Below are 24,330 nucleotides of genomic sequence, written 5' to 3' on the forward strand. Positions count from 1 at the left end.
TACAAGCACGCGTGCTTGCATTTTTCTGTACCCACTGCGATGCTGGACCGCGACAGCACACGAGGTGGTGTGCGTGCACAGGCGTGCGTGAAGCTCGGCGGCGACAACCCGCACGGGTCCGTGCACCCCGCGATGAGGCAGGGAACAGATGGCTGACCTGGAAGCGCTGCTCAACGACTTCGCCGACGAGTGCGCGGAGCTGGAAGGAATCCTCACCCCGCTGGCGGCGGCCGACTGGGCCCGCGCGACCCCGGCCCCCGGCTGGACCATCGCCCATCAGATCGGCCATCTCGCCTGGACCGACGAGGTCGCGACGCTCGCCGCCGCCGATGCCGACCGCTTCCAGCAACTGGTACTCGAGGCCGCGCCGAAGGCCTCGACCTTCGTCGACGAGGCCGCCGAGGAAGCCTCGACCGCGCCGCCCGCGGAGTTGCTGGACCGGTGGCATCGCGGCCGGAAGTCGCTCACCGATGCCCTGCGCGCCGTTCCGGCCGGCCGCAAGCTGCCCTGGTTCGGCCCGCCGATGAGCACGGCCTCCATGATCAGCGCCCGCATCATGGAAACCTGGGCGCACGGCCAGGACGTGGCCGACACCCTCGGCGTCGTTCGCACCCCGACCGCGCGGCTGCGCACCGTCGCTCACATCGGCGTGCGAACCAGGAACTTCGCCTACACCGTGCACGGAAAGACACCGCCCACCGAGGAATTCCGGGTCGAGCTCACCGCGCCCGACGGCACGATCTGGTCGTGGGGCCCCGCGGACGCCGCGCAACGCGTGTCGGGGCCCGCCCTCGACTTCTGTCTGCTGGTGACTCAGCGCCGCCACCGGGACGATCTGGCGATCGAGGCGGTCGGCGCGGACGCGACGGTGTGGCTCACCCTCGCACAGGCCTTCGCCGGACCGACCGGAACGGGGCGGACCGCAGGCCAATTCGCCTGACCTGGCGGCAGCGGCCGGATGCGAACATCCGGCCGCTGCCAGCACCCGACCCGATCCATGAGATGGGGGAGCGGGCGAGCGCCACACTTGGGTGCGCCGTTCGTGTCGGCCGGACGCCATTGGCCGGGTGTCTCGATGTGGCAGTCGAGGATGACGCTCGCCAGCAAAGTCTATTTACCCCCGCTCGAGGTGCTGGAAACATAAAGCACCCCGCGGATCGGCCGACTGGTCGCCGGCGGCCCGTGCTGTGGACTGTGATTCTGGTCTCCCCGAGGCGATACCCCCGAGGGCCGCGCCGTAACCTGGACCACCGTACGGCTTTCAACGATGCGGGCCGGCTGCCAGGGGGAGCAGGGGCACAGGAAGGACCGCATCGTGACAAGAAACAAGCATGCCCAGATCGCCCGGCACGCCGCGATCGTTCTCGCGGGTGCCGCCAGTCTCAGCCTCACCGTGGTCGCGGGCACCTACATCGTCCACCAGATGGCCGACATCGACCGGCCCGGCGGCGCCCTCGCCGCACCACCCGTGCAGGCCGTCGAGGATGCGACGAACGATCCCGAATGGGTGGACACCGTGCTGACCGGCGGCAGCTTCGAACTGCCCCCGAGTTACAGCCGGCACTCGCACGACGTGGCCGTTCCAGCACCGAAAGCGGCTGAATCACAAACTTATTCGTTGCCCGCGCCGCGTCGGGCCACCGTCGGCGGCACCCTGCTGCTCGGCGACGCCTACCTCGACGCCCAGGTCACCGCCGCACCCGCCGACACGATCGCCATCACCCTCGGCACCAACGCCCGCACCGTGCTGACCGGCCGACCGAACCAGGAACGGCTCGATGATCGCGCGGACATCACCGAGTTGCGCACCGAATTCGACACCCGCAGTGGTGCGGTGGTGCTGATGCTGACCGACCCGTCACTCGGCGACCACGACCTGCGGTTCGAGCGCAACCCGGCACCGAAGTCCGCGATCCCCGCGCCCGGCACCGACTCGCCAACGACGCCGGCGAAGCAGACACCCCGCGCGAGCACCCAGCGCGGCCCGGAACCTTCGGTCTCGGTATAACTCTCGGCCTACTGTTCTCGTATGCCGAACAGCACCTACGACTTCTGCGTGATCGGCGGCGGCATCGTCGGGGTGGCCACGGCGCATCGACTGCTACAGCGACATCCAGGGGCGACCCTGGTCCTGTTGGAGAAGGCCGCCGCGCTGGCCACCCACCAGACCGGGCACAACAGCGGCGTCATCCATTCCGGCATCTACTATCCGCCGGACAGCCTGAAGGCTCGACTGTGCCGCCGCGGCGCCCGCTGGACCAAGGAATTCGCTGCGGCACAGGCGATTCCGTTCCAGGTCTGCGGCAAGCTGCTGGTCGCCACCGATGCGGCCGAGCGGCAGCGGATGCTGGCGTTGCACGAGCGTTCGGTCAGCAACGGTGTCGCGGTCGAGCTGCTCGACGCCGCCGAACTGCATCGGCGCGAGCCGAGGGTGACCGGGGTCGGCGCGCTGTTCGTGCCGGACACCGGCATCGTCGACTACACCGCGATCACCGCGGCGTTGGCCGATGAGGTCCGCCGGGCGGGCGGGCAGCTGGTCCTCGGCGCCGAGATCACCTCGCTCGCCGAGACCGACGCCGCGGTGACCGCGGCGGGACCGACCGGCTCGTGGACGGCACGCACCCTCGTGGTCTGCGCGGGCCTGCAGGCCGATCGAATGGCCCGAATGGCGGGCCTGCGCAACGACTTCCGAATCGTGCCGTTCCGCGGCGAGTACTACCAGTTGCCGCCGGAGCGGGCCGGGTTGGTGCGGACGCTGATCTACCCGATCCCCGATCCGGCGCTGCCGTTCCTCGGCGTGCATCTGAGCCCGACCATCGACGGCGCGCTGACCGTCGGCCCGAACGCGGTGCTCGGCCTGGCCAGGGAGGGTTATCGCAAAGGCAGCTTCGACGCCAGGGACGCGCGGGCGGTGCTCGGCTTTCCCGGTGTGCACCGGGTTGCCGCGGCGAATGTCCGCACCGGGCTGCGCGAACTGCGCAACTCGCTGTTCAAGCGCGGCTATCTGGCCGAGTGCCGTCGGTACTGCCCCGAGCTGACCCTCGCCGATCTGCGGCCACGCGAGGCGGGCATCCGCGCACAGGCGGTGTTGCGCGACGGCACCCTGGTGCACGACTTCATGATCGAGCGCACCGCGCGCTCGGTGCACGTGCTCAACGCGCCGTCGCCGGCGGCCACCTCCGCGATGCCGATCGCCGAGTACATCGTCGACCAGCTGGACAACGACTAGAACACGACCGACCGGTCCGATCAGCGCTCTGACCAGCGCAGAGTAACCGAGCAACCGGCCGGTCGCACTGTGAAAAACCGCCGCACCGAATACCGCGCAACCCTCCAATAAAGAGGAGATCTGTAGTACTTTTAACGCCAGTCGTGGAACCGGGAGGGCCTCATGGGCCGTATCAAGTACGCGAGTGACGTCGGAGCGCCTGTCGAGGTCGCCTTCACCTATACGGACAACCATCTGTTCGTGCCGGATTGGATGTTCGCGGTCGCCGACTTCGAACCGACCGGCGAGCTCGACTCCGGCCTCGGCGCGATGTACGCGACCACCGCACGGCTGATGGTGTGGCGGCCGACGATGACATGCGAGGTCACCGAATATCGTCGCAACGTGGTGATCGGGTATACGCTGCGTGGGCGTTTGTCCGGGACCCTGACGCTGCGCTTCGATCCGCTCGGATACGGGCGGTCGGTGCTGACGTCCGAGGCGGAGTACAGCCCCCCGCGCGGCATGGTGGGGCGACTCTGTACCGGTCTGGTGGATTCCGCCGTCAAATCGGCGCTCCGCCGCACCGAGTCCCAATTGCGAAGGGAGATAGAAGAATTCCACGGTACCGATCTTGTCGGTCGGATTGCGTAGGGTGCCAGCCATGATCATCGTGAGCACCGACGGATCCTGCCTCCGCAACCCCGGCGGCGCCATCGGCTGGGCTTGGGTCAATCATCAGGGCTCCGCGCTGAGTGGTGGTGCCGCGTCCGGCACCAACCAGGTCGCGGAGCTACGCGCGGTGCTGGAGGCGATTCTCGCCCATCCCGGCTCCGAACCCCTACTGATCGAAAGCGATTCGCTCTACGCGATCAAGTGCGCGTCGGAGTGGATCTCCAGTTGGCGACTCAACGGCTGGCGCACCTCGAGCGGCGGTGCCGTGAAGAACGTCGAACTCATCCGGCAGATCGACAAAGCGATCGCAAGCAGGCCAGGGCCGGTCCGGTTCCGTTGGGTCCGTGGACATGTCGGCAACTACTTCAACGAGCAGGCCGACGCGCTTGCCGGAGAAGCGGCTCGGAAGGCCGCCGCGACAGCGGCCGTCGCCGAGGCGAACACCGCGGAAATCCCCGCGGTGATTGTGGAAGAAACGCCGGCGGCGCCGGAAGCGCCACGAGAGCAGGCCGCGGGGAAGGCGGCCGCGCCGTCGGCGCCGCAGACACTGACGCTGTTCTGATCGGTCCGCGACCAGATCGAACAGTCTCCGGCGGTGGTGTCACCCCACCGCCGGAGGCGTTCGTCAGACTTGCGACAGCAGGCTAGTTGCCCGGCTGCGGGGCAGGCTGCCCACTCGGCGCAGGCGCAGGCGCGGGGGCCTCGCCCGGTACCGGGGCACCCGGAGCGCCGGGCAGACCGGTGCCCGCACCCTTCAGCATCGGCGAATCGAGCTTCTCGACCAGCCACTTGTCCCCGGACTTGGTCAGCTGCGCGATCACCACGACGAACTGCCGCTCCGGGTTCGACTGGGTGAAATTGGTCCGGTACTGGGTGAGCGTGACGAGCACCTTGGCCTCGGTCTTGTCACCGGACTGGTAACCGCACTGCACGTCATCGACCCAGGACTTGACCTGCGCCTGCACCATGGCGTCCTTGAGCGCCTTGGTCGCGTCGTCGAACTCCTTGAGGAACTCGCCGCTCGCCCCGGACTTCACCTTGGTGAAGTAGTCGTCGAGGTTCTTGGTGTAGTCGTAGACCGAGACGTCCTTGCCGAAGGTGCAGGCGGCCTGCGTGGAATCGCGGATCGCGTCGAGCTTCTCGCCGCGATCCTTGCCCTGCAGGAAGAACACCACCACCGCGGTGATCGCGGCCACCGCCAGTACACCCGCCGCGAACGCGGCGATCAGCGGCAGCGACGCGGACCGCTTCGCACCGGCCGAACTCGCGGTCGCACCGGCATCGCCCGCCGACGCCGCCGCGGCCTTCTTGTCGGCCGCAGGCTTCTTGACGGCCGCCACCTTCTTCTCGGTCGCTGCCGTTTCTGTCTCGGCCAGCTCGGGCTTCGCCGCCGCGGCGGACTTCTCGGTCGCAGCGTCCTCGGTCACCGCATCCTCGGCGTCCTTGTTGGTGTCAGCGTCATCGGTGGACATCGATACAAACCTGCACTTTCCCGGCGCGCGGGCGCACCGATCGACTGACGGGCCCGCATCGCGGGCGAACCGTACGCGTTCTCTCGGCGAGTATGCCCGGACCCACGGGTTTACCGCGGGACCGGGTACAACTCACTTGATCGGGGGCAGGGTCCGTTCGTTCGGATCTACACCCGGCGGCATGTGCGCGCCGTTGTTCGGCACATTGGGGCGCGGCGCGTTGGCCGCGCCACGGATCTCCTGGCCGGGCGGCGGATTCTCACAGTAGTTCCACTTGGGAATCGAGCCGTCCTGGATGACCTCGTTGCGCATCTGCGGCGTGTTGTAGGTACAGAACGGCCGCGGCCAGATGTCGAGGATGGCGTGGAACTCGCCGTCGTGGGCGGGCACACCCAGCGCGTCCGCACCCAGCGCGAGCGAGGGGAACAGCGCGCGCAGGGCGGGCAGCCGCAACTGCGCGGCCTTGGTCATCGCCGCGAAGTTGGTGGCCAGGCTGGTGATCGGATCACTGGTCTTGTCCAGCACCGCGCCGAGACTGGCCAACTGCCCCGGTGCCCGCTCGAGGATGCCCTGCAGTTCGGCGTTGGCGTTGTTGAACTGGTTGAACAGCGCGCCGGAATTGCGGGTGAGGGTGCCGAGGTCGGGCTGGGCGTTGGAGGTGGTGTTCGCGATGGTGCGCAGGTTGGCGATCAGGTTCGTGGTCTGCGGCAGCAGATTGTCGAAGCCTGCCATGGCCAGGCTGATGCCGTTGACCATGCCGCGCAACTGATCCGGGCCGCCACTGAGCGCGATGTCGAGCTCGTGCAGGATGACACCGAACTTGTCCGGATCGACCTGCGCGATCAGCGCGCTGGCGTTGTCGAGGACCGACCAGACCGGGGTCGGCGTCTTGATCTTGGCCGCATCGTATTTGATCACCGCGCCGTCGCCGAGGAACGGCGACTGCTCGCTGGCCGGGCGGAAGTCGATGTACTGCTCGCCCGCGCCGGAGAGCGCCTGCACCGAGATCGCGGTGTCCACCGGGATCTTGTACTTGCTCTCGATCTCCGCCGCCGCGGCGATGGCCTGGCCGCGGTCGGTCAGCTTGATCGAGGTGACCTTGCCGACCCGATAGCCGCGCAGCGTCACGTCGTTGCCCGGTTGCAGACCGCCGGAGCGATCCAGGTTCACCGTGACGGTGTACGTGGACTTCAACGGGTTCACCCGCATGATGCTGATCATCAGGTAGCTGGCGCCGATCACGAACACCAGCACCAGGCCGATGGTCGACAGCACCAGCTTGTGCTGCATCAATTTCGCGATCATCGGTGGCCACCCTCCACCCGGTTCTGCACTATCTGCAGCACCTGGATCAGGCTGCCCGCCAGATCCTGTACGTCGCGCAGGTCGTGCAGGCCGCCGTGCTGCGGGTCGGTCACCGCGCTGAGGTCGAGGTTGGTCAGGGTGGCGTAGACGGCGAAGCTCTTGCCCTTGAAGGTCGCGTCGACCTTCGGCCGGATCTCGCGTGCCCGATCGAGCAGGATGCCGAGGTTGTCGCCGGTCGCGGACAGCGCGTCCATCAACTGGCGGGTGTTGTCGAGCAGGCTGCCGAGCTGCTGGCCGGAGGTGTCGGCGTAGTCGCCGAGCGCCGCGCTGGTGGTCGACACCTTGGTCAGCAGATCGCCGATGGCCCTGTTGTTCTCGGCGATGGCGCCGATCATCTGCGGCAGCGTGTCGGCCACCTGGCCCAGCTCGGCGCGGCGGGTCTCGATGGTGGTCGCCAGCGCGCTGAATTCGTTCAGCACGCTGTCGACCTTCGCCGAGTTGGCGTTCAAACTGCCGACCACACCGGTCATTTCGGTGATCAGATGGGCAAGCTGACCGCCGCGACCACCCACGATCGAGTCGAGCTCCGAGGTGAGCCTGGCGAGGCTGGCGACGCCACCGCCGTTGAACAGCATCGAGATCGAGATCAGCAGCTGCTCGACGGTGGCGCCCGCCGAGGTCTTGTCGAGCCCGAGCGTGTCGCCGTTGCGCAGCATCTCCGCGCCCGGCTCGGTCTTCGGCTTGGACACCGCGATGAACACGTCACCCAGTGGCGTGGCCTGACGCAGCTCGGCGGTGCTGTTCTTGGGCAGCTCGATGTCTTTGCTGATCGTCAGGTCGACGACGGCCTGGAAGTTCTTGGTCTTGATGTTGGAGACAACGCCGACATCCGAGCCGCCGATCTTCACCTTCGCCTGGTCCGGCAGATTGAGCGCGTTCTCGAAAACGGCGTGCACGGTATAGGTTTCGCCGGATACACCGGGCTTGGGCAGCGGCAGCTTCTCCACCGTGAGACCACACCCGGAGGTGATGCCCACACCCGCCACCGCCGCGACCGCGATCAGTGCGCGGCGTGCCTTGATCGTCATTCGGTACGTCATTTCGTCAGTCCGAGCAGCGCTGCGGTCAGGCCGTAATCGGGCCCGAAGTCCTGCATGTTTCCGGTGCGGCAACCGTCCGCCTTCATCTGGATCCGCTCGCAGAACACGCTCACCATCTCACCGGACAGTGCCGTGCCGATGATCGCGTGCAGCCGGACGTAGCGCCCCTCGCGGTTCACGATCCGGTCGATGTTCTGGAACACCATCGGCGCCACGTCGACGACTTCGGTGATGCCGTAAGCATTCTCGCGCAGCTGGGCAGTGACGTTGGTCAGGCCGGCCAGTGCACTCGCCAGCTGATCCTGGTACTGGCCGAGCGTGCCGCTGGTGTTGGCCAGGAAGTCGTTGATCTGATCGAGCGTCGCCTGCAGACCGGGGGCCTGCTCGGCGAGCAGCCCGGTCATCTGGGTCATCCGGTTGCTGAAGTCGCGCACCGACTGGTCGTTGTCGGCCAGCATCGTGGTGAGCTCGTTCAGCTTGATGATGATGTTGGACACCGCATCCTTGTTGTCCACACCGACTTTCAGCGCGCCGGACAACGCGTTGAGCGTGTCGCGCATCTTCTCGCCGTTGCCGTTCACCATCGGATACAGCACCCGACCGGAGAGCGGGCCGATGCCCTCGGTGCCCGGCTCCGGCTTGAGTGCGGCGGCGAACTGATCGATGGTCTTGATCATCGTGTCGAGTTCGACCGGTGTCTTGGTCTTGGCCAGCGGCAGATGCGCACCGTCGGTGAGGGTGTCGCCCTTGGTGTAGACCGGGGTGAGCTCGACGTGCCGGTCGGTGACGATGGACGGCGAAATGATCGCGGCCATCGCGTCTTTCGGAATCTTCACGTCGTTGTTGATCGACATGTGCACCTCGACGAGGGTGCCCTTCGGCACGATCTTGTCGACCTTGCCGACGTCGAGCCCGAGCACGGTGATCGGGTTGCCCTCGTAGATGCCCGCGATGTTCTCGAAGTCGGCGGTGACCCGAATGGTCCGGCCGAGTGCGTCGTTCACCGAGCTCGGCACCAGCGAGCAGCTGCCGACGGTCAGCGCGGCGGCGCCGACGACGAGCGTCTTGGCCACTCTGCGCAGGTTCTGCGTCGTCCAGGTCATCACTGGCACCCCTCGATCACGTTGGCGCGGCACAACCAGTTGTCCGGGAAGATCCACGGCAGCCCGACCGAGCCGTACGGCCCGTTGCCGCCCCAGGAGTTCGCCAGGTAGCGCACCGTCGGCGGCATCAGCGACAACAGCCGGTCCAGATTTTCCTTGTTCTTCTGCAGGCCCTCGGACATGGTGTTCAGCTGCACGATGGTCGGGCCGAGCTGATTGTCGTTCTGCGCGCCGATCTCCTGCAGCTGCCTGGTGAGCTCGGCGATGTTGTCGAGCAGCTGGCGCAGCAGACCCTGGCGTTCCATCACCCGGTTCGCGATGGCCTCACCCTGGGTGATCACCAGCAGCACGCTGTTGCGGTTGTCGGCGAGGATCTGGGTGACCCGGTTCAGATCCTTGAGCAGGCTGTTGACCTCGTCCTTGCGGGCATCCATCACCTTGGCCAGCGCGCCGACACTGTCGAGCGCCTGCGCCACCAGCTCCGGCGAATCGCCCATCTGCTGGTTGATCAGGTTCAGCGACTCCGACAGCTTCTTGGTGTCGAGCGCCTCGAACTTCGGCGTGCCTTCCTGCACCACGTCGGCCAGGTTGTACGGAACGGCGGTGTTGGACAACGGGATCCGGCCGCCCTTCAGGCCGGAGCCGTCGCCGGGATCCAGGTCCACATACCTGGCGCCGAGCAGCGTGGCCATCTTGATCGACGCGCGCGCGTCGGGGCCGAGCTTCACGCCGTTCTTGACGCTCAGCGTCAGCAGCACATGGTCGCCCTCGAGCTTCGCACCGTCCACCCGGCCGCTGGTCACGCCCGCGACGTTGACCCGATCGCCGACCTTGATGCCCGCGGCCTGGACGAACTCGGCTTTCACCGTCTGCTCGCCGACACCGAGCAACTTGACCGCGCTGGAGGCCAGCAGCAGCACCACGATGAGCGCACCGCCGAGGATGCCGAGCCAGAAGTAGCGGTTGTTGTCGAACCTTGCCTTCATCTTCGAGATCATGGGCGGCACACCGCCGACTGGGCCTTGCCACCGATGCCGAGGTTGTGGATGAACCCGCGCGGGAACAGCACCCCGTAGAGCGAGATATCCAAGCCACAGAGGTAGGCGTTGGCGTAGCCGCCCTCGGCCGTGTGCTTGCCCGCGATCGAGATGATGTTGGGCAGGTCGATCGCCATCTGATCGAGCTTGGCGCCGTTGTCCAGCAGCAACGTCAGCGCCGCGCTCGTCGAATTCTGGGCGGTCTGCAGCTTGGGCTGGATGTGGCCGACCATGTCCACCAGCGAGCTGGTCGCGTTGGCGATCTGCACGGTCGAGGTCTGCAGCGACTGGCCCTGCTCGTACAACCCACCGATCAAGGCCCGGGTCTGGGTCACCAGGGTCTCCAATTCATCACCTCGTTTGGCCAACCCCGCCATCACACCGGAGAGGTTGGTGATCACATCGGCCAGGATCGCGTCCCGCCGCTGGAAGTCGGTGGCCAGCTGCGCGGCCTGCATGATGAACGCGCTCAACGAGACTCCGTCACCCTGCAGTGCCTGGATGAAGGTCTCGGAGAGGCGGTTCACCTGCTCGGGCTGTAACGCCTGGAACAGCGGCTGAAAACCGTTGAGCAGACCGGAGACGTCGAACGACGGCTCGGTCCGCTCCAGCGGAATCGACGCGTTGTCCGGCAGCGGTGCCGGACCGGACGCCTTGCCCGGCGCCAAGGCCACGTACCGCTGGCCGATCAAGTTCTGGTAGCGGACAAGGGCTTTAGTGTCGTCGTAGAGCGTTTGATCGCGCTGAACGACGAAGCTCACCTTCGCCACCTGCTTGCGCAGCTTCTGATCACGGACCAGCTCGATCTTCTCGATCTTGCCGACCCGCACGCCCGCCATCCGCACGTCGTCACCCTCGTGCAGGCCGAGCACGTCGGTGAAGGTCGCCGAGTAGGTGCGGGTGTCGCCATCGACGATGCGCGCCAGCGTATTCCAGACGACGACGGTGACCAGGATCGACACCAGCGCGAAGATGCCGAAGCCGATCAGTGGTTTACGAATACTCATCGGCCCACCCCGGTGTCGGCCACATGCATGGTCCCGCCCTTCAGAATCGAGCTCAGCAGCAGATATTCGGCGGTGGTCGGCTTGCGGCCGAGCAGCTTGGTGATGGCCGCGTCACCCTGGTAGGAGATCTCGCCCGCCGCGGGGACGGGCGCGGGCGCGGCCTGCGGTTGCGGCGCCGGTTGCGGAGCGGCCGGGGCCGGTTGTCCGAACAGGCCGGGCAACATCGGGAACAGACCCTCGAGCGGGGTGCCCGCGAACGGCGCACCGGGCACGCCGGCCTGGACCGGCTGCGGAGCAGGCGTGGTGACACCGGGGATCAGCGGCAGCCCCGGCATCGGCACCACCGGCGGCAGTCCGGCCGCGGACTCGAGCGCCCTCGGCTTCAATTTGTCGGGCAGCGGCGGCAATTCGTTCACCGCGGGCGCGGTGAAGCAACTCGGGCCCGCCAGCTCGCCGTAGCGCGGGCAGTCGGCCACGGTGTACGGCTTGTACGGCGTCAGCGTGACACCCGCGTTCCACATCTGCTGCTTCTGCGGGCCCCAGGTGAACGTGGTGTCGAACTTACGGACCGTCTCGCTGAGATTCAGGATCGTCTGGGTGATCGCGTTGGGATCCGCGGCCACCGCACCGAACATATCGCTGATGCCCTCGGTGACCTGCTTGCCGACGTCACCGTTGCGGGCGAACAGCCCGTTGACGCTGTCGACCGTGCTGCCCGTCCCGGTGATCAGGGCGACCAGCTCGCTGCGCCGGTCGGCGATGGTCCGCGCGGTCTCCACCGAGGTGCCGAGCACGTCGAGCAGTTCCGGCGACGACTCGTTCAACGCGTGGAACGAGCTGGAGAAGTCGCCGAGCATCACGCCGAGATCGGGGATCGAGTCGTCCACCGACTGCAGCCAGCGGTCGAACCGCTCGACGGTCGAGCCGGGCATCCGGCCGCTGCCGTCGAGCGCTTGGGACAGCGTGCCGAGTACGCGACCGAACTCCATCGGATCGATCCGGTCCAGGATGTTGCGAACCGTGGTGAGCGTGTCCTGCAGGGCGAGCGTGCCTTTGCTGCGATCCTCCTCGATCACCGAGCCCTCGCGCAGGTACTGGTCGGCCGGGCCGTTGAAGACCAACTCGACCGAGGTGACCGCGAACAGGTTGCTCGGCACCACCCTGGCAGTGACGTTGGCGGGCACGCCGGCGGCGAACTCCGGCTTCACCTCGATCTTCACCTTCTGCAGCTCGCCCTTGGCCGCGACCTCGACCTCCTTGACCGCGCCGACGAGCACGCCGCGGAACTTGACGTCGGCGTCCGACGGCAGCCCGTCACCGGTGGTGGTGAGGTTCGCGGTGACGTTCACCTTCTCGACGAAGTAGCCCTGGTATCGGGCCATCAGGAAGCCGAGCACCAGCGCGAGGACGACCAAGCCGCCGACGCCCGCGAGCAGCAACTGACGCATCGTGGGTCCACGCCCACTGGGATCGATGATCATCTGGTGCTACCCCGAGATCCTGATGCCGGGGTTGACTCCCCAGATCGCCAATGTCATGAACAGGTTCGCGAAGACGACCGCGATGATGCACACCTTGATCGCCCGGCCGGCCGCGACGCCGACCCCCTCCGGTCCGCCGGAGGCGAAAAAGCCGTAGTAGCACTGGATGAACGTGGTGATCGCGACGAACAGGATCGCCTTGAGCAAGGAGTAGATCACGTCCGTCGGTACCAGGAATTGGTAGAAGTAGTGCTGGTAGGTACCGCCCGGCGTGCCGCCGATCAGCTGCACGGTCAGCGAGCAGGACAGGTAGGCCATGGCAAGGCCGAGGCAGTACAGCGGGATGATGGCGACCATCGCCGCGAACATCCTGGTGCTGATCAGGTAGGGCAGCGGCCGGATCGCGATGGACTCCAGCGCGTCGATCTCCTCGGAGATGCGCATGGCGCCCAGCTGTGCGGTGAACCGGCAGCCCGCCTGCGCGGCGAAGGCGATCGTCGCGAGCAGCGGGCCGAGTTCGCGGGTGGTGGCGAACGCGGAGACCGCGCCGGTGATCGGGCTCAGGCCGAGCAGGTTCAGCGAGTTGTACCCCTGGATGCCGACGGTCATCCCGCCGAACGCGCTGAGGATGACCACGACGCCGATGGTGCCGCCGCCGACCACCAGATTGCCGTTGCCCCAGGAGACGTCGGAGAGCAGCCGCCACACTTCCTTGGGATAGTGCTTGAGCGCCAACGGGATCGAGCCGATCGAGCGCAGCAGGAAGAACACCTGGTGGCCCAGCTTGGCGAGCAGATCGACCGGCGCCTGCGCGCCCTTGCGAAACTGCTGGAACGGCCGCAGTAGCGGCGGAACATATGTCGACGACACTCAGACCACCTGTGACGGGAGCAGTGCGTTGTACACCTGGGTGATGATGAGGTTCACCCCGAACAACATGATGGCGGAACTCACCACCGCGGAATTCACCGCGTTGGCGACGCCGCCGGGACCACCGCGCGCATTCAATCCGTTATCGCACGCGATGATCGCGGCGAGCAGACCGAAAATCAGCGATTTGATCAGTGCGACAAGAAGATCGCGGGTTACCGCGAACGAGGAGAAGGTGCCGATGTAGGAACCCGGCGTACCACCCTGAGCGAAAATATTGAAGATGTAACCGGTCAGGAAGCCGACGAAGACGACGAAGCCGCACAGCAGCACACTGACCAGCATCGCCGCGCCGAGCCGGGGGGCGACCAGCCTGCGCATCGGGTCGACGCCCATCACCTTCATGGCGTCGATCTCTTCGCGGATGGTGCGCGAGCCGAGATCGGCGCATACCGCGGAGCCGACGGCGCCTGCGATCATCAGCGAGGTGACGAGGGGAGCGCCCTGCTGGATGATGCCGAGGCCGTTGGCCGCGCCGATGAAGGAGGTGGCACCCACCTGGCCTGCGATCGAGCCGACCTGGATGGAGACGATGACGCCGATCGGGATGGCGACCAGCAGCGTCGGGGCCGCGGAGACGCTGGCCATGAACGCGCACTGGCGGATGAACTCGTTGAACGGAAAGCGGCGCCGGAAGATGGCGACGAACAGTTCGGCGACCGCGGCGATCCCCATGGTGATCTGGCGACCGAAGGTCTCCAGCGAAGCCTTCGGATGGTCTGCCCAGTAACCCTTGGTCCAATCGACCGCATCACTCATCCGTGATCCTGTTGGCGGACTCTCGGTCGACTGCACTGGCTAACCCCTCTCGACGCCGGTTGGCTGCCCCGACGACTTGTTTGCTTGACGCACCTTACTACGTAGTAAGCCAGAACACACCACCCTCCTGTGATTGCAGTCATAGACGATCGTCACTGTGGTCGAAACGCTATGGCGGCCGCCACCGATATTGGGTCACAGCCCAAAACGAAGGGTGGATTCTCTGGAACAAGTTACAGGTCAACCGGGCGAATCGACCGCCCAGACACCATCATCGCGGCAATTTATTCGGATAGAATTCATGCAAAATGACATTTGATTCCGGAACCGAACAGAACGGGCTGTACTACAGTTCGAGGACAAACTCGAAACGGACATCGCCCCTTTTGATAGCTTGTCGCTATTATGGATAATAAGAGACATAATTAAGCTTATGTCGAAAAAGGGGTTGAGGCTCGCCCGCCGTGGACACCCCGTAGTAGATGACGCGCCCGGACCCGAATACTGACACGATGGGTGCGACAAATTGATATCGTGCGGGCTTCCGACGTCTGGAGGGACATGTTCAGCAAACTCGCCAAGGTGGCCAACGCCGCCTTCGCCGTAGCCCTCGGTGCGGCGCTACTCGGGACGGGCGCGGGGGCCGCTCAGGCCGAGCCGGGTCCGCCGGTTGTGGGCGGCGGCTCCGGCATCATCATCGACAACCAATTCGAGTGCACCGTCACCACCGTCGGCCACGACAACGCGGGCCGGCTCGTCGGTCTCACCGCCGGCCACTGCGGCGACCCCGGTGCCGAGGTGTACGCGGAGGTCAACCGCGGCGCCGGTGTGATCGGCCGGTTCGTCTACTCCAACCATGATCTCGACTACGCCGTCATCGAGTTCGCGCCGGGCGCGATCATCCCGGTGAACCGGATCGGCAACGTCACCATCACCGGGCTCGGCGCACCGCCGCAGTTCCCGATGATCGTGTGCAAGGAAGGCCGCACCACCGGCAACACCTGTGGCATCAGCTATGGCGACGTGTTCGCGTCGAACATGGAGACCTGGAGCCAGATGTGCGTGGTGGAGGGTGACTCCGGTGCGCCGGTCGTCATCGGCTCCACCCTCGTCGGCATGGTGAACGCCTACCTCGCCCTGGCCTGCTTCGGCCCCGAGGTCGGCACCAACATGAGCACCATCATGGGCGACATCAACGCCCGCGGCGGCGTAGGCGCAGGCTTCACGCCGATTTAAGAAGTCTCCACCAGACAAGAGAAGTGAGCGGGCGCGCGGTTGAGAAACCGTCTGCGCCCGCTCATTTCTCGTTGGTAGCAGGTGCTTCCGAGCCATGCGGCGCGACCGCGGGTCCGGCCACCCCGCACTGCGGCAGGCAGTCGACGCTGTCCAGGGTGGCGGGGTGCCTCGGCTGCCGCAGCAGCAGCGCCGCGAGCACCGCACCCGCCACCAGCAGCCCGACGCAGATCCACAGGGCGGTGCCGAAGCCGTGATGGAAGGCGACGGGATCGCCTAAGGCACCCGAGATGCCGGCCAGGCCGGGCAGCGCGGCGACGGCGAGCAACTGCGCGGTCCGGGCGACGGCATTGTTCACACCCGAGGCGATGCCCGCCTCGCTGGACGGCACGGCACCGAGCACGGCGCCGGTGAGCGGGGCGACGAGGGCCGAGAGACCGAAGCCGAACACGACAACGCCGGGCAGCACATCGGTGAGATAGACGGTGTCCGGGCCGATGCGCAGCAACAGCACCAGCCCACCCGCGGCGAGCAGCGGCCCGATCGTCATCGGGATGCGCGGGCCGTGCACCTGCGCCCAGCGCCCGGCCGGAGCCGACAGCACCAGCATGATCAGCGTGATCGGCACGGTGGCCACACCCGACATCAGCGGTGAATAGCCCGCCACCAGCTGCAACTCCAGCACCAGCAGGAAGAAGACGCCACCGAGCGCCGCGTAGACCGCCAGGGTGACCAGGTTCGCCGCGGTGAACACCCGCGACGCGAACAGCGCCGGTGGCACCAGCGGGTGGTCGCTGCGCAGCTCGATCACCACGAACGCCGCGAGCAGCAGCACCCCCGACACCAGCAGCAGCGGCATGGTCTCGATCAGGCCGAAGGTCAGCGCGCCGAGCGCGACCGCGACCACCAGGGCGCCCGGCACGTCCAACTGCGACTTGGCGTTCGGATCATGGCTCTCCGGCACATGTTTGAGCGCGACGAGCACCACGACGAGGGTGAGCGGCACATTGATGAAGAAGATGGAGCGCCACCCGGCCAGCTCGATCAGCCAGCCGCCGAGGAACGGCCCGAGCGCGCCCGCGACCCCGCCGAAGCCCGACCACAACCCGATCGCCGCGCCCTGGTCGCGCCGGTCGATGGACGAGGAGATCAGCGCGAGGCTGCCCGGCGTCAGCATGGCACCGGCCACACCCTGCAGGATGCGGGCGAACACCAGCATCTCGATATTCATCGCGGCACCGCACAGCACCGACGCGATCGCGAAACCGATGGTGCCCCAGACGAACACCTTGCGCCTGCCGAGCCGGTCACCGAGCGAGCCGCCGAGCAGGATGAACGAGGCCAGCGTCAGCGTGTACCCGTTCAAGGTCCACTGCAGCCCGGCGACATCGGTGTGCAGCGACTCCCCGATGCGGGGCAGCGCGATGTTCACCACCGTGGCATCGAGCGAGGCCACCGACGAACCGAGGATGGTGGCCAGCAGGATCCAGCGGCCGGTGGACGACTTCAGCCGGGGAAGATCAATCGTGCTCACCGAGACAACTTAGCTGCCCGATGTCCGAATCCTCGGGAGTTCACCGCTGCGCGAAAGTGTCAGAGCTCCTGCACGCAGACGACGAACCGGCGCTCCTCGTAGACGTAGCCGGTGCCACTGCCGCAGACACTCACGTCGTCGGCGCCGTCCACCCGCTTGACCACCTTGACGCCCTTGGTCGGGGCGGTGCCGGTGCAGTCGATCCGCTTGGGGTCGTCACCGCCGACATCCATGCAGCCGCCGACGACCCAGTCGATGTCGAGGCAGTACGCGCCCTGCTCGATGCCGTTGAGGGTCTCGGCGTAGTAGTTGTCGGCGTCGCTCACGCACTGGGTGCTCTTGGGCGCCTTGCCGATCACCTTGTAGTTGGCCGCGCGACTGCCGCAGGACGCCTTCGCGATGGTGGCGTTCGAGGTGGTGCCGCCGAGCGTGACGCAGTCGCCCTCGCTGGCCTCGAAATCGGTGTTGCCGCCCTTGGTGGTCGGCGTCGGCCTGCCGGTGGTCGGTTTGCCCGAGGGTTTCGGCGTGCTGGTGATCGACACGGCGTTGATGGTGCCGTTGTCCACCGCGGGCTGCGCGCGGCCGCTGATGGTCGAGCTACAGCCCACCACGGCTAGGGCGGCCACCGCGACAAACGCCGCGAACGCGACACGACCCCAGGCCAGTTGACCAGACACGTAACAGTCCTCCCGAGCTGTAACGCTCCGAACTCAAACCCCCGTAAGAATCCGAAGTACACAAAATATAGCTGAGCTTGAAATACACGCCATGCATACACCATCGAGCGCGCACACGTCGACTCGACCGTGGAATCGGGGTTCCAGCAACCCATCTGGGTATGGTGGACTTCAGCGTTGGAGAGGAGTTACCCGTGAAGCTGATCAGCATGATCGTCTGCTCGGCCGCCGCGGTGATCACCTCTCTGGTGTGGCCTGCGGTGGCCTCAGCAACCGATGTGCATTGCACCTCGGAAAACGGCACCGACATCACGGTCATCGACGGCCGCACCGCCTGCCGCGCCGCCACCGACCTGCTCGGCCAGGCGAAATCTCTGGGAATCGACGGTGTCGGCTACGCGAACGCGACCCTGGGTGCCAGGGCGATCGGCATCGGCATGGCCGGTGGCGTCGGTGCCAGCGATGGGGCGGGCGGGATTCCGATCGCACTCGGCATCGGCCAGGACGCGATCGCACGCAGTTCCATTGACGGCGCTGCGAATTCTGACAGCGCAGTGGATTCACCTGCGGGCGCACCGCTTATCGCCGCGTCGGTCGCCCTCGACGGTTCGCGCGCGGCCGTGCAAACCGCCGAGAACACCGTGGTGTGCCTCGGCACCGGTGCCTTCGCCTGGAATTCCCATACCGGCGACGCCTGTTTCAGCACGCCCTTCGGCCGCTGGCAGACCCCGGCGCACCAGCTACCCTGAGTAACGGTCCGATGATCGGTGGTCAGGAGGTGACCCCATGGTTTCGGCAACGGCGGGCGACTTCGGCGCCGCCGATCCCGCGGCGGGCAAGCTGGCCGCCCCCAAAGAGATGCTGGTCGACCCGCGCTTCATCCGGTTGGCCGACCAATTCTTCGGCATGTTCACCCAACCGAGCCGCGGCGGCGGCGCGCTGACCATCTACCTCGACGGCGCCCCGGTCGTGGACATCTGGGCAGGCTGGGCCGGTAAGGACCGGCGCTGGAACGGCAGCACCGTCGCGCTGACCTTCTCCACCGGCAAGGGCGTCGCCGCCACCGTGCTGCACCGGCTGGCCGAGCGCGGCCTGGTCGACTATGCCGCACCGGTCGCCACGTACTGGCCCGAGTTCGGTGCGCACGGCAAGGACGACATCACCGTGCGCGACGTGCTCGCGCACCGCGCGGGCCTGCACCGGGTGCGCGGCCTGGTCCCCGGCCGGGAAGGCATCCTCGACTACGACGCCGTGATCCGGGCGCTGGCCGACAGCCCGCCCGACCCGCGCCGCATCCGCACCTCCGGCTACCACGCGATCACCTTCGGCTGGCTGGTCGCCGAGATCGTGCAGCGCGTCACGGGGGACCCGTTCACCGAAGTGCTGCGCCGCGAGATCGCCGGGCCACTCGGCCTCGACGAATTCTGGTTCCGGGTACCGGAATCCGAGCGCTACCGGATCGCCAAGATCTTTCCGCACCTCAGCCCGCCGGGGATCCGCTGGAACACCGCCTCGTCGGTGCTGTCCTGGGTGCGCCCGATCCGCGGGCTCGCCGAGGCGGGTATGCCGGAGAGCTTCGACGAACTGGTGCGCGACCCGCGCGTGCACGACGCGGTGATGCCCGGCTGGAACGGCGTCTTCTCCGCCCGCGCGCTGGCCAGGATGTACGGGGCACTGGCCAACAACGGCGAGGTCTTCGCGGCGCACCGGGGTGGCGGTGCGACCGTGCGGCTGCTGCGGCCGGAGACGATCGAGACCATCAACCAGGCGCAGCCCGCCGAGAGCCGCGACTACGTGCTCGGGCTGCCGCTGCGCTTCACCCTCGGATACCACCGGCCGGTGCTGATGTCCAAGCAGCAGCCGCGAAAAGCGTTCGGTCACTACGGCGTCGGCGGATCGGGCGCCTACGCCGATCCGGAGTTGGGTATGTCGGTCGCGTTCGTCACCAACCGGCTCGGCAACGCGGTGACCGCGCTCGGGGACGCCAGGATGGCGCGGCTGGCGGCGACCGCGCGCAATACCGTCCGCAGGATCAAACCCTCCGTGGTCGTCGACGAAACAGCTGGCTAACGGTTCCAGCCCGCCGTTCGGCGTCTGGGCCGCGGCCCAGACTTACCACTGGGTCGCGGCGGAAACTTCGCGCGGGCCGTAGCTGAAACTTCGGCGCCAGCACCGGTTGCAACTGCGCGGCCGCGTCGAACCCAACTGCGGGTGAGTTCGTACCTATAGATATGGAAGTGGGCACAGCCGGGTCCGGCGCGGGCAAGTCGCGTGCTGTCGCCGTGCCGAAAGCACCTCGGCTGATGATGCTGCACGCGCTGGCCGCGGGCCTGGACTTCGACAGGTACTTCCGCTGGCGCCGAACGCGCGAGGGTGATCCGTTCTTCGTGCGCTTCCCCGGCTTCGGGTCGGCGCTGTTCACCGGCACCGCCGAGGGTGCGCGCGAGCTGTTCCGCGCGCCGGTCGACGCGACCGCTCCGCCGCGACCGAATCCGATCGAGCCACTGGTCGGCACCGCCTCGCTGATCCTCACCGCGGGCGAGCGGCATCGCCGCGACCGCGCGCTGCTCGCCCCGGCCTTCCACGGTGCGCGGATCCGCGAATACGGGGCAATCATCCAGGATTCGGTGCACCAGGAACTGGCGGGAGACACCGGCCGGGCATGGCGGCCCGGCACCCGCATCGATGCGCGGGCGGCCACCAGGGCGATCACGCTGCGGGTGATCCTGACCGCGGTGTTCGGCGTCGACAGCCCGGCGCGGCGGGCCGAATACACCGATGCTGTCGGCGAATTCCTCGCCACTTTCTCCGGGCCGCTCATGCTGGTGCCGGTGCTGCGGCACGGACTGTTCGGCCACGCGCCATGGGATCGGTTCGTCGCGGCCAGGGCTCGGCTGGATCGGCTGATCCTCGACGACATCGCCCGGCGCAAGGCAGGCCCGCCGACCACCGACATCCTCGGCACGTTGCTGAGCACCCACTACGACGACGGCACCCCGATCACCGACGACGACCTGTGCGACCAACTGCGCACCCTGCTGGTCGCCGGGCACGAAACCACCGCGACGACGCTGGTCTGGGCCCTGTTCCAGCTGCACCGCGCACCGGACACCCTGGCCCGGCTGCGCGCGGAGTTGCGCGCGGCCGGCCCGGACGCGGCCCCGGTCGAGCTGGCGGCGCTGCCCTACCTCGACGCCGTGTGCCAGGAGACGCTGCGGCTGCATCCACCGGTACCCATCGTGGTGCGCAGACTGAACGCGCCGTTCACGCTGCGCGGGGTGGCGCTGGCGCCGGGGGACACGATGGGGGTCGCGGTGCCGTTGCTGCACTCGGACCCGCAGGTGTGGTCCGAGCCGGAGCGCTTCCGGCCGGAGCGGTTCATCGAGCGCAAGTATCGGCCGTTCGAATTCGCCCCGTTCGGCGGCGGCCATCGGCGCTGTGTCGGGGCGGCGCTGGCGGACTACGAACTGCGAATCGCGTTGGCTACCATCGTGAACCGCGTGCGGCTCCGCTTGGCGCCACGGTATGCGAACGGCCGTACGCCGATGTCGGTGCCGCACAACATAGCAACCGGTCCGCATCGCCCGATTCCGTTCGACGTGCTGAGTGATTTACGTCACGAAGGCGTTTGGTAGACCCCACACGGCGACCCACCAGCGGCGTCGAACCGTATGCCGGACTCGCCGACGTGACCGGTACCTTTCACCGAACCGGCCAGCGGCTACCCGGTTGTGTGACCGCTGCCACACCGAACGGTCGGAACGAATCACTGTGAACCGCAACTGGCTTCGGGCCGCATCGGGACGGTAGGAAGGATGCAGGGTCGGGCCGTCAATACCCGTGGGGCAGCCCTGCCTGCTTCACGCCGATGAGAGATCTCGAGACACGCGTGCGCCTGTGCGCGTGCGCCGAGAGATGGAATGGACGAGAAACCTATGCATGCCGCTTCGCACACCGGGTCGCTACCTGCCCACCGCCGGGGAGCACAGCTGACCCGCAGGCTGCGGGCGGGCGCCCTGTTGTCCGCGACGATCGCGGCGGGCGTTCTGCTCGTCGCGCCCGCCGACGCTGAACCGTTCCCCGGACTCGGCTCCGGATCGGCCGGTTCGGCGCAGGACCCGGCGCCACAGCAGCCCAACTTCGCGCCGCCGTCGATCAACATCGCCGACGGCGAGGTGGTCGGGGTGGCCCAGCCGATCATCATCAACTTCAAGGAGCCGGTGGCCGATCAGGCCGCCGCCGAGAAGTTCATCAAGGTCACCTCCTCGAAGAACGCACCGGGCCACTTCTACTGGCGCGGTGACAAGCAGGTGCGCTGGCGGCCCAACGACTTCTGGCCGGACAACACCGACGTGCAGGTCGAGGCGGGCGGGACGCGCAGCTCCTTCAAGATCGGCGACGCGTTCGTCAGCACGGCCGACGACAACACCAAGACCATCACCATCACCCGCAACGGTGAGGTGGTGAAGACGATGCCGACCTCGATGGGCAAGACCAAGCACGAGACGCCGAACGGCACCTACATCGTCGGCGAGCAGCTGCGCAAGATGATCATGGATTCGTCCACCTACGGTGTGCCGACCACCGACCCCGAGGGCTACAAGCTCGAGGTCGAGTACGCGACCCGCATCTCCAACAGCGGCATCTTCGTGCACGCGGCCCCGTGGTCGGTCGGCCAGCAGGGCAACTCCAACGTCAGCCACGGCTGCCTCAACGTGAGCACCGAGAACGCCAAGTGGTTCATGGAGAACTCCCGCAAGGGTGACCCGGTCATCATCGAGAACACCAAGGGTGGCTCGATCGGCACCAGCGACGGCCTCGCCGGCGACTGGAACTAAGGCGCTCCCGCACAACTGAAGACACGTCACGAAGCCGAACATTACGATCAATTAAGCAAATTGCCGATCGTGATGTTCGGCTTCTTGATTCACTGGGCGCGTGCTCGAGAAGTTCAGTGCCCCGCCGGACAGCGTTAACCGACTGTTTGCTCCTGTCCGTAGAGTGCGCGGCGTGCGAGCGAAGCCGGAACGTGTACTCCCCCCACCGCGCGGACGCGGTATGCGGAACCGGCCCTGGTCGGACTACGCCCTGTTCCTGGTGCTTGTGGTACCGAATCTCGCGCTGCTCACGCTGTTCGTCTATCGGCCGTTGCTCGACAACATCCGGCTCTCGTTCTACGACTGGAACATCTCCGACCCGGTGGCCACCTTCATCGGGGTAGCGAACTACCGCGAGTGGTGGGGCCGCTCGGACTCCTGGGAGATCGTCAGCAACACAGTGGTTTTCACCCTGGCGGCGGTGGTCGGCAGCATGGTGCTCGGCCTCGCGCTCGCCCTGCTGCTGGACCGGAAGCTGTTCGGCCGCAATGTGGTCCGCTCGGCGATCTTCGCGCCGTTCGTGATCTCCGGCGCCGCCATCGGCGTGGCCTTCCAGTTCATCTTCGATCCGAGCTTCGGCCTGGTCCAGGATGTGTTGCACCGCTTCGGCGTCGCCACCGTGCCTGACTTCTACCAGAACCCGAACTGGGCGCTGTTCATGGTGACGGTGACCTACATCTGGAAGAACCTCGGCTACAGCTTCGTCATCTATCTGGCCGCGCTGCAAGGGGTTCGGGCCGAGCTGATGGAGGCCGCCGAGATGGACGGCGCCAGCCGGTGGACCACGTTCACCAAGGTGCTGCTGCCGCAGCTGCGGCCGACCACCTTCTTTTTGTCGATCACGGTGCTACTGAATTCGTTGCAGGTCTTCGACATCATCAACGTGATGACTCGCGGCGGGCCGCTCGGCACCGGCACCACCACCATGGTCTACCAGGTGTACGAAGAGTCCTTCCGTAACTTCCGCGCCGGCTACGGCGCGACCGTGGCCACCATCATGTTCCTGGTGCTGTTGGTCGTCACGCTGGTGCAGGTTCGCGTCATGGATCGGAATGAGCAGTGAAAAGCGCAGGCGCCGAGACAGATTCCTACCGACGCCGCCAGCGCGGGGTGCTGCTGCTCGGCTACGCCGCCATGGTGTGCGTGCTGATCATCGTCGGCGTACCGCTGTTCTGGATCGTGATCACCTCGTTCAAGGCGCGCCCGGACATCTACGTGCAGCCCGCGGTCTACTGGCCGCACAGCTGGCATCCGGAGAACTATCGGGACGCCACCACCAAGCTGCCGTTCTGGACCTTCTTCGGCAACTCGCTGATCGTCACGGCGGTCGTCTCCGCGGTGAAGTTCGTGCTCGGCGTGTTCAGCGCGTACGGGTTGGTGTTCCTGCGGTTCCCCGGTAAATCGGTGGTGTTCCTGGTGATCATCTCGGCGCTCATGGTGCCCAACCAGATCACCGTGATCTCCAACTACGCGCTGGTCTCGCAACTCGGCTGGCGAAATACCCTGGTGGGCATCATCGTTCCGCTCTGCGGCGTCGCGTTCGGAACATTCCTGATGCGCAACCATTTCCTGTCGCTGCCCTCGGAAGTGATCGAGGCGGCCAGGATGGACGGCGCCAACTGGTGGCGGCTGCTGACCAGGGTGGTGCTGCCGATGTCCGGGCCGACCATGGTCGCCTTCGCGGTGGTCACGCTGGTCAACGAGTGGAACGAATACCTCTGGCCGTTCCTGATGGCCGACGGCCCCGAGGTGGCCACGCTGCCGGTCGGCCTGACCCTCTTGCAGAACACCGAGAACCCGAGCGTAACCAACTGGGGCCCGGTGATGTCGGGCACGTTGCTGACCATGCTGCCGATTCTCATCGTGTTCCTGCTGCTGCAGCGCCACATGATCAAAGGCCTCACCTCGGGTGCGGTCAAGGGTTAGATACAG

At 66.8% G+C, this 24,330-nt stretch carries 23 protein-coding genes; 12 read left to right on the forward strand and 11 right to left on the reverse strand.

Features of this window, described 5'->3' with window-relative positions; genetic code table 11:
• The first annotated feature begins 148 nt into the window (after positions 1–148).
• The 5 genes from ACIHA7_RS25250 (at position 149) to ACIHA7_RS25270 (ending at position 4,445) form a co-directional block, all read left to right on the forward strand.
• Complete coding sequence (locus tag ACIHA7_RS25250) at positions 149–940, forward strand: TIGR03084 family metal-binding protein (protein WP_397293426.1); 792 nt, start codon at positions 149–151, stop codon at positions 938–940.
• A gap of 375 nt (positions 941–1,315) precedes the next feature.
• Positions 1,316–2,008, forward strand: a complete 693-nt coding sequence (locus ACIHA7_RS25255) for a hypothetical protein (protein WP_397293427.1) — start codon at positions 1,316–1,318, stop codon at positions 2,006–2,008.
• A gap of 21 nt (positions 2,009–2,029) precedes the next feature.
• Entirely contained in the window at positions 2,030–3,229 is a 1,200-nt protein-coding gene (gene lhgO / locus ACIHA7_RS25260) for an L-2-hydroxyglutarate oxidase (RefSeq protein WP_397293428.1), read from the forward strand.
• A 162-nt stretch (positions 3,230–3,391) separates the two neighbouring features.
• Positions 3,392–3,862, forward strand: coding sequence for an SRPBCC family protein (locus tag ACIHA7_RS25265; RefSeq protein WP_397293429.1), 471 nt, complete (start codon positions 3,392–3,394; stop codon positions 3,860–3,862).
• A 10-nt stretch (positions 3,863–3,872) separates the two neighbouring features.
• Positions 3,873–4,445: a ribonuclease H gene (locus ACIHA7_RS25270; RefSeq protein WP_397293430.1), complete on the forward strand. Its 573-nt coding sequence runs from the start codon at positions 3,873–3,875 to the stop codon at positions 4,443–4,445.
• 82 nt (positions 4,446–4,527) lie between these two features.
• Here the strand turns inward: ACIHA7_RS25270 and ACIHA7_RS25275 are convergent, their stop codons facing one another.
• The 9 genes from ACIHA7_RS25275 to ACIHA7_RS25315 form a co-directional block, all read right to left on the reverse strand.
• Positions 4,528–5,355 (reverse strand): hypothetical protein, encoded by an 828-nt coding sequence (locus tag ACIHA7_RS25275; protein WP_397293431.1) that lies wholly within the window; start codon positions 5,353–5,355, stop codon positions 4,528–4,530.
• Positions 5,356–5,487: 132 nt separating this feature from the next.
• Entirely contained in the window at positions 5,488–6,660 is a 1,173-nt protein-coding gene (locus tag ACIHA7_RS25280; RefSeq protein ID WP_397293432.1) for an MlaD family protein, read from the reverse strand.
• On the reverse strand, positions 6,657–7,748 hold the full coding sequence (locus ACIHA7_RS25285) for an MCE family protein (RefSeq protein WP_397293433.1): 1,092 nt from the start codon (positions 7,746–7,748) through the stop codon (positions 6,657–6,659). The genes ACIHA7_RS25280 and ACIHA7_RS25285 overlap by 4 nt, the downstream gene beginning before the upstream one ends.
• 8 nt (positions 7,749–7,756) lie before the next feature.
• On the reverse strand, positions 7,757–8,863 hold the full coding sequence (locus ACIHA7_RS25290; RefSeq protein ID WP_135234130.1) for an MlaD family protein: 1,107 nt from the start codon (positions 8,861–8,863) through the stop codon (positions 7,757–7,759).
• Complete coding sequence (locus ACIHA7_RS25295; RefSeq protein ID WP_397293434.1) at positions 8,863–9,849, reverse strand: MCE family protein; 987 nt, start codon at positions 9,847–9,849, stop codon at positions 8,863–8,865. The genes ACIHA7_RS25290 and ACIHA7_RS25295 overlap by 1 nt, the downstream gene beginning before the upstream one ends.
• Positions 9,850–9,857: 8 nt before the next feature.
• Positions 9,858–10,907, reverse strand: coding sequence for an MCE family protein (locus ACIHA7_RS25300; protein ID WP_397293435.1), 1,050 nt, complete (start codon positions 10,905–10,907; stop codon positions 9,858–9,860).
• Positions 10,904–12,388 (reverse strand): MlaD family protein, encoded by a 1,485-nt coding sequence (locus tag ACIHA7_RS25305; RefSeq protein WP_397293436.1) that lies wholly within the window; start codon positions 12,386–12,388, stop codon positions 10,904–10,906. The genes ACIHA7_RS25300 and ACIHA7_RS25305 overlap by 4 nt, the downstream gene beginning before the upstream one ends.
• A gap of 6 nt (positions 12,389–12,394) precedes the next feature.
• The gene (locus ACIHA7_RS25310; RefSeq protein WP_107653465.1) at positions 12,395–13,258 is read right to left on the reverse strand and encodes an ABC transporter permease; all 864 of its coding nucleotides are present in this window, start codon (positions 13,256–13,258) and stop codon (positions 12,395–12,397) included.
• Entirely contained in the window at positions 13,259–14,077 is an 819-nt protein-coding gene (locus ACIHA7_RS25315; RefSeq protein ID WP_397293437.1) for an MlaE family ABC transporter permease, read from the reverse strand.
• Between the two features lie 561 nt (positions 14,078–14,638).
• On the opposite strand from ACIHA7_RS25315, the gene ACIHA7_RS25320 reads away from it, so the two are divergent.
• Positions 14,639–15,313 carry a serine protease gene (locus ACIHA7_RS25320; protein ID WP_397293438.1) on the forward strand — a complete coding sequence of 225 codons (675 nt, stop codon included), beginning with the start codon at positions 14,639–14,641 and terminating at the stop codon, positions 15,311–15,313.
• 61 nt (positions 15,314–15,374) lie between these two features.
• On the opposite strand, the gene ACIHA7_RS25325 is transcribed toward ACIHA7_RS25320, so the two are convergent.
• Positions 15,375–16,844 carry an MFS transporter gene (locus tag ACIHA7_RS25325; RefSeq protein ID WP_397293439.1) on the reverse strand — a complete coding sequence of 490 codons (1,470 nt, stop codon included), beginning with the start codon at positions 16,842–16,844 and terminating at the stop codon, positions 15,375–15,377.
• A gap of 59 nt (positions 16,845–16,903) precedes the next feature.
• The gene (locus tag ACIHA7_RS25330; protein WP_397293440.1) at positions 16,904–17,521 is read right to left on the reverse strand and encodes a hypothetical protein; all 618 of its coding nucleotides are present in this window, start codon (positions 17,519–17,521) and stop codon (positions 16,904–16,906) included.
• Between the two features lie 194 nt (positions 17,522–17,715).
• Between ACIHA7_RS25330 and ACIHA7_RS25335 the strand changes: the two genes are divergently transcribed.
• The 6 genes from ACIHA7_RS25335 (at position 17,716) to ACIHA7_RS25360 (ending at position 24,324) form a co-directional block, all read left to right on the forward strand.
• Positions 17,716–18,270, forward strand: coding sequence for a DUF6764 family protein (locus ACIHA7_RS25335; RefSeq protein WP_397293441.1), 555 nt, complete (start codon positions 17,716–17,718; stop codon positions 18,268–18,270).
• 109 nt (positions 18,271–18,379) lie between these two features.
• Positions 18,380–19,591, forward strand: a complete 1,212-nt coding sequence (locus ACIHA7_RS25340) for a serine hydrolase domain-containing protein (RefSeq protein WP_397293849.1) — start codon at positions 18,380–18,382, stop codon at positions 19,589–19,591.
• A 161-nt stretch (positions 19,592–19,752) separates the two neighbouring features.
• On the forward strand, positions 19,753–21,156 hold the full coding sequence (locus ACIHA7_RS25345; RefSeq protein ID WP_397293442.1) for a cytochrome P450: 1,404 nt from the start codon (positions 19,753–19,755) through the stop codon (positions 21,154–21,156).
• Positions 21,157–21,456: 300 nt separating this feature from the next.
• The gene (locus ACIHA7_RS25350; protein WP_397293443.1) at positions 21,457–22,359 is read left to right on the forward strand and encodes a L,D-transpeptidase; all 903 of its coding nucleotides are present in this window, start codon (positions 21,457–21,459) and stop codon (positions 22,357–22,359) included.
• Positions 22,360–22,531: 172 nt separating this feature from the next.
• On the forward strand, positions 22,532–23,461 hold the full coding sequence (locus ACIHA7_RS25355) for a carbohydrate ABC transporter permease (protein ID WP_397293444.1): 930 nt from the start codon (positions 22,532–22,534) through the stop codon (positions 23,459–23,461).
• Positions 23,458–24,324: a carbohydrate ABC transporter permease gene (locus ACIHA7_RS25360; RefSeq protein WP_135234140.1), complete on the forward strand. Its 867-nt coding sequence runs from the start codon at positions 23,458–23,460 to the stop codon at positions 24,322–24,324. Before ACIHA7_RS25355 ends, ACIHA7_RS25360 begins: the two co-directional genes overlap by 4 nt.
• Positions 24,325–24,330 lie beyond the last annotated feature (6 nt).

Origin of the sequence: Nocardia sp. NPDC052316 (assembly GCF_044547795.1) — a bacterium.
In the GTDB taxonomy this organism is placed as follows: Bacteria; Actinomycetota; Actinomycetes; order Mycobacteriales; family Mycobacteriaceae; genus Nocardia.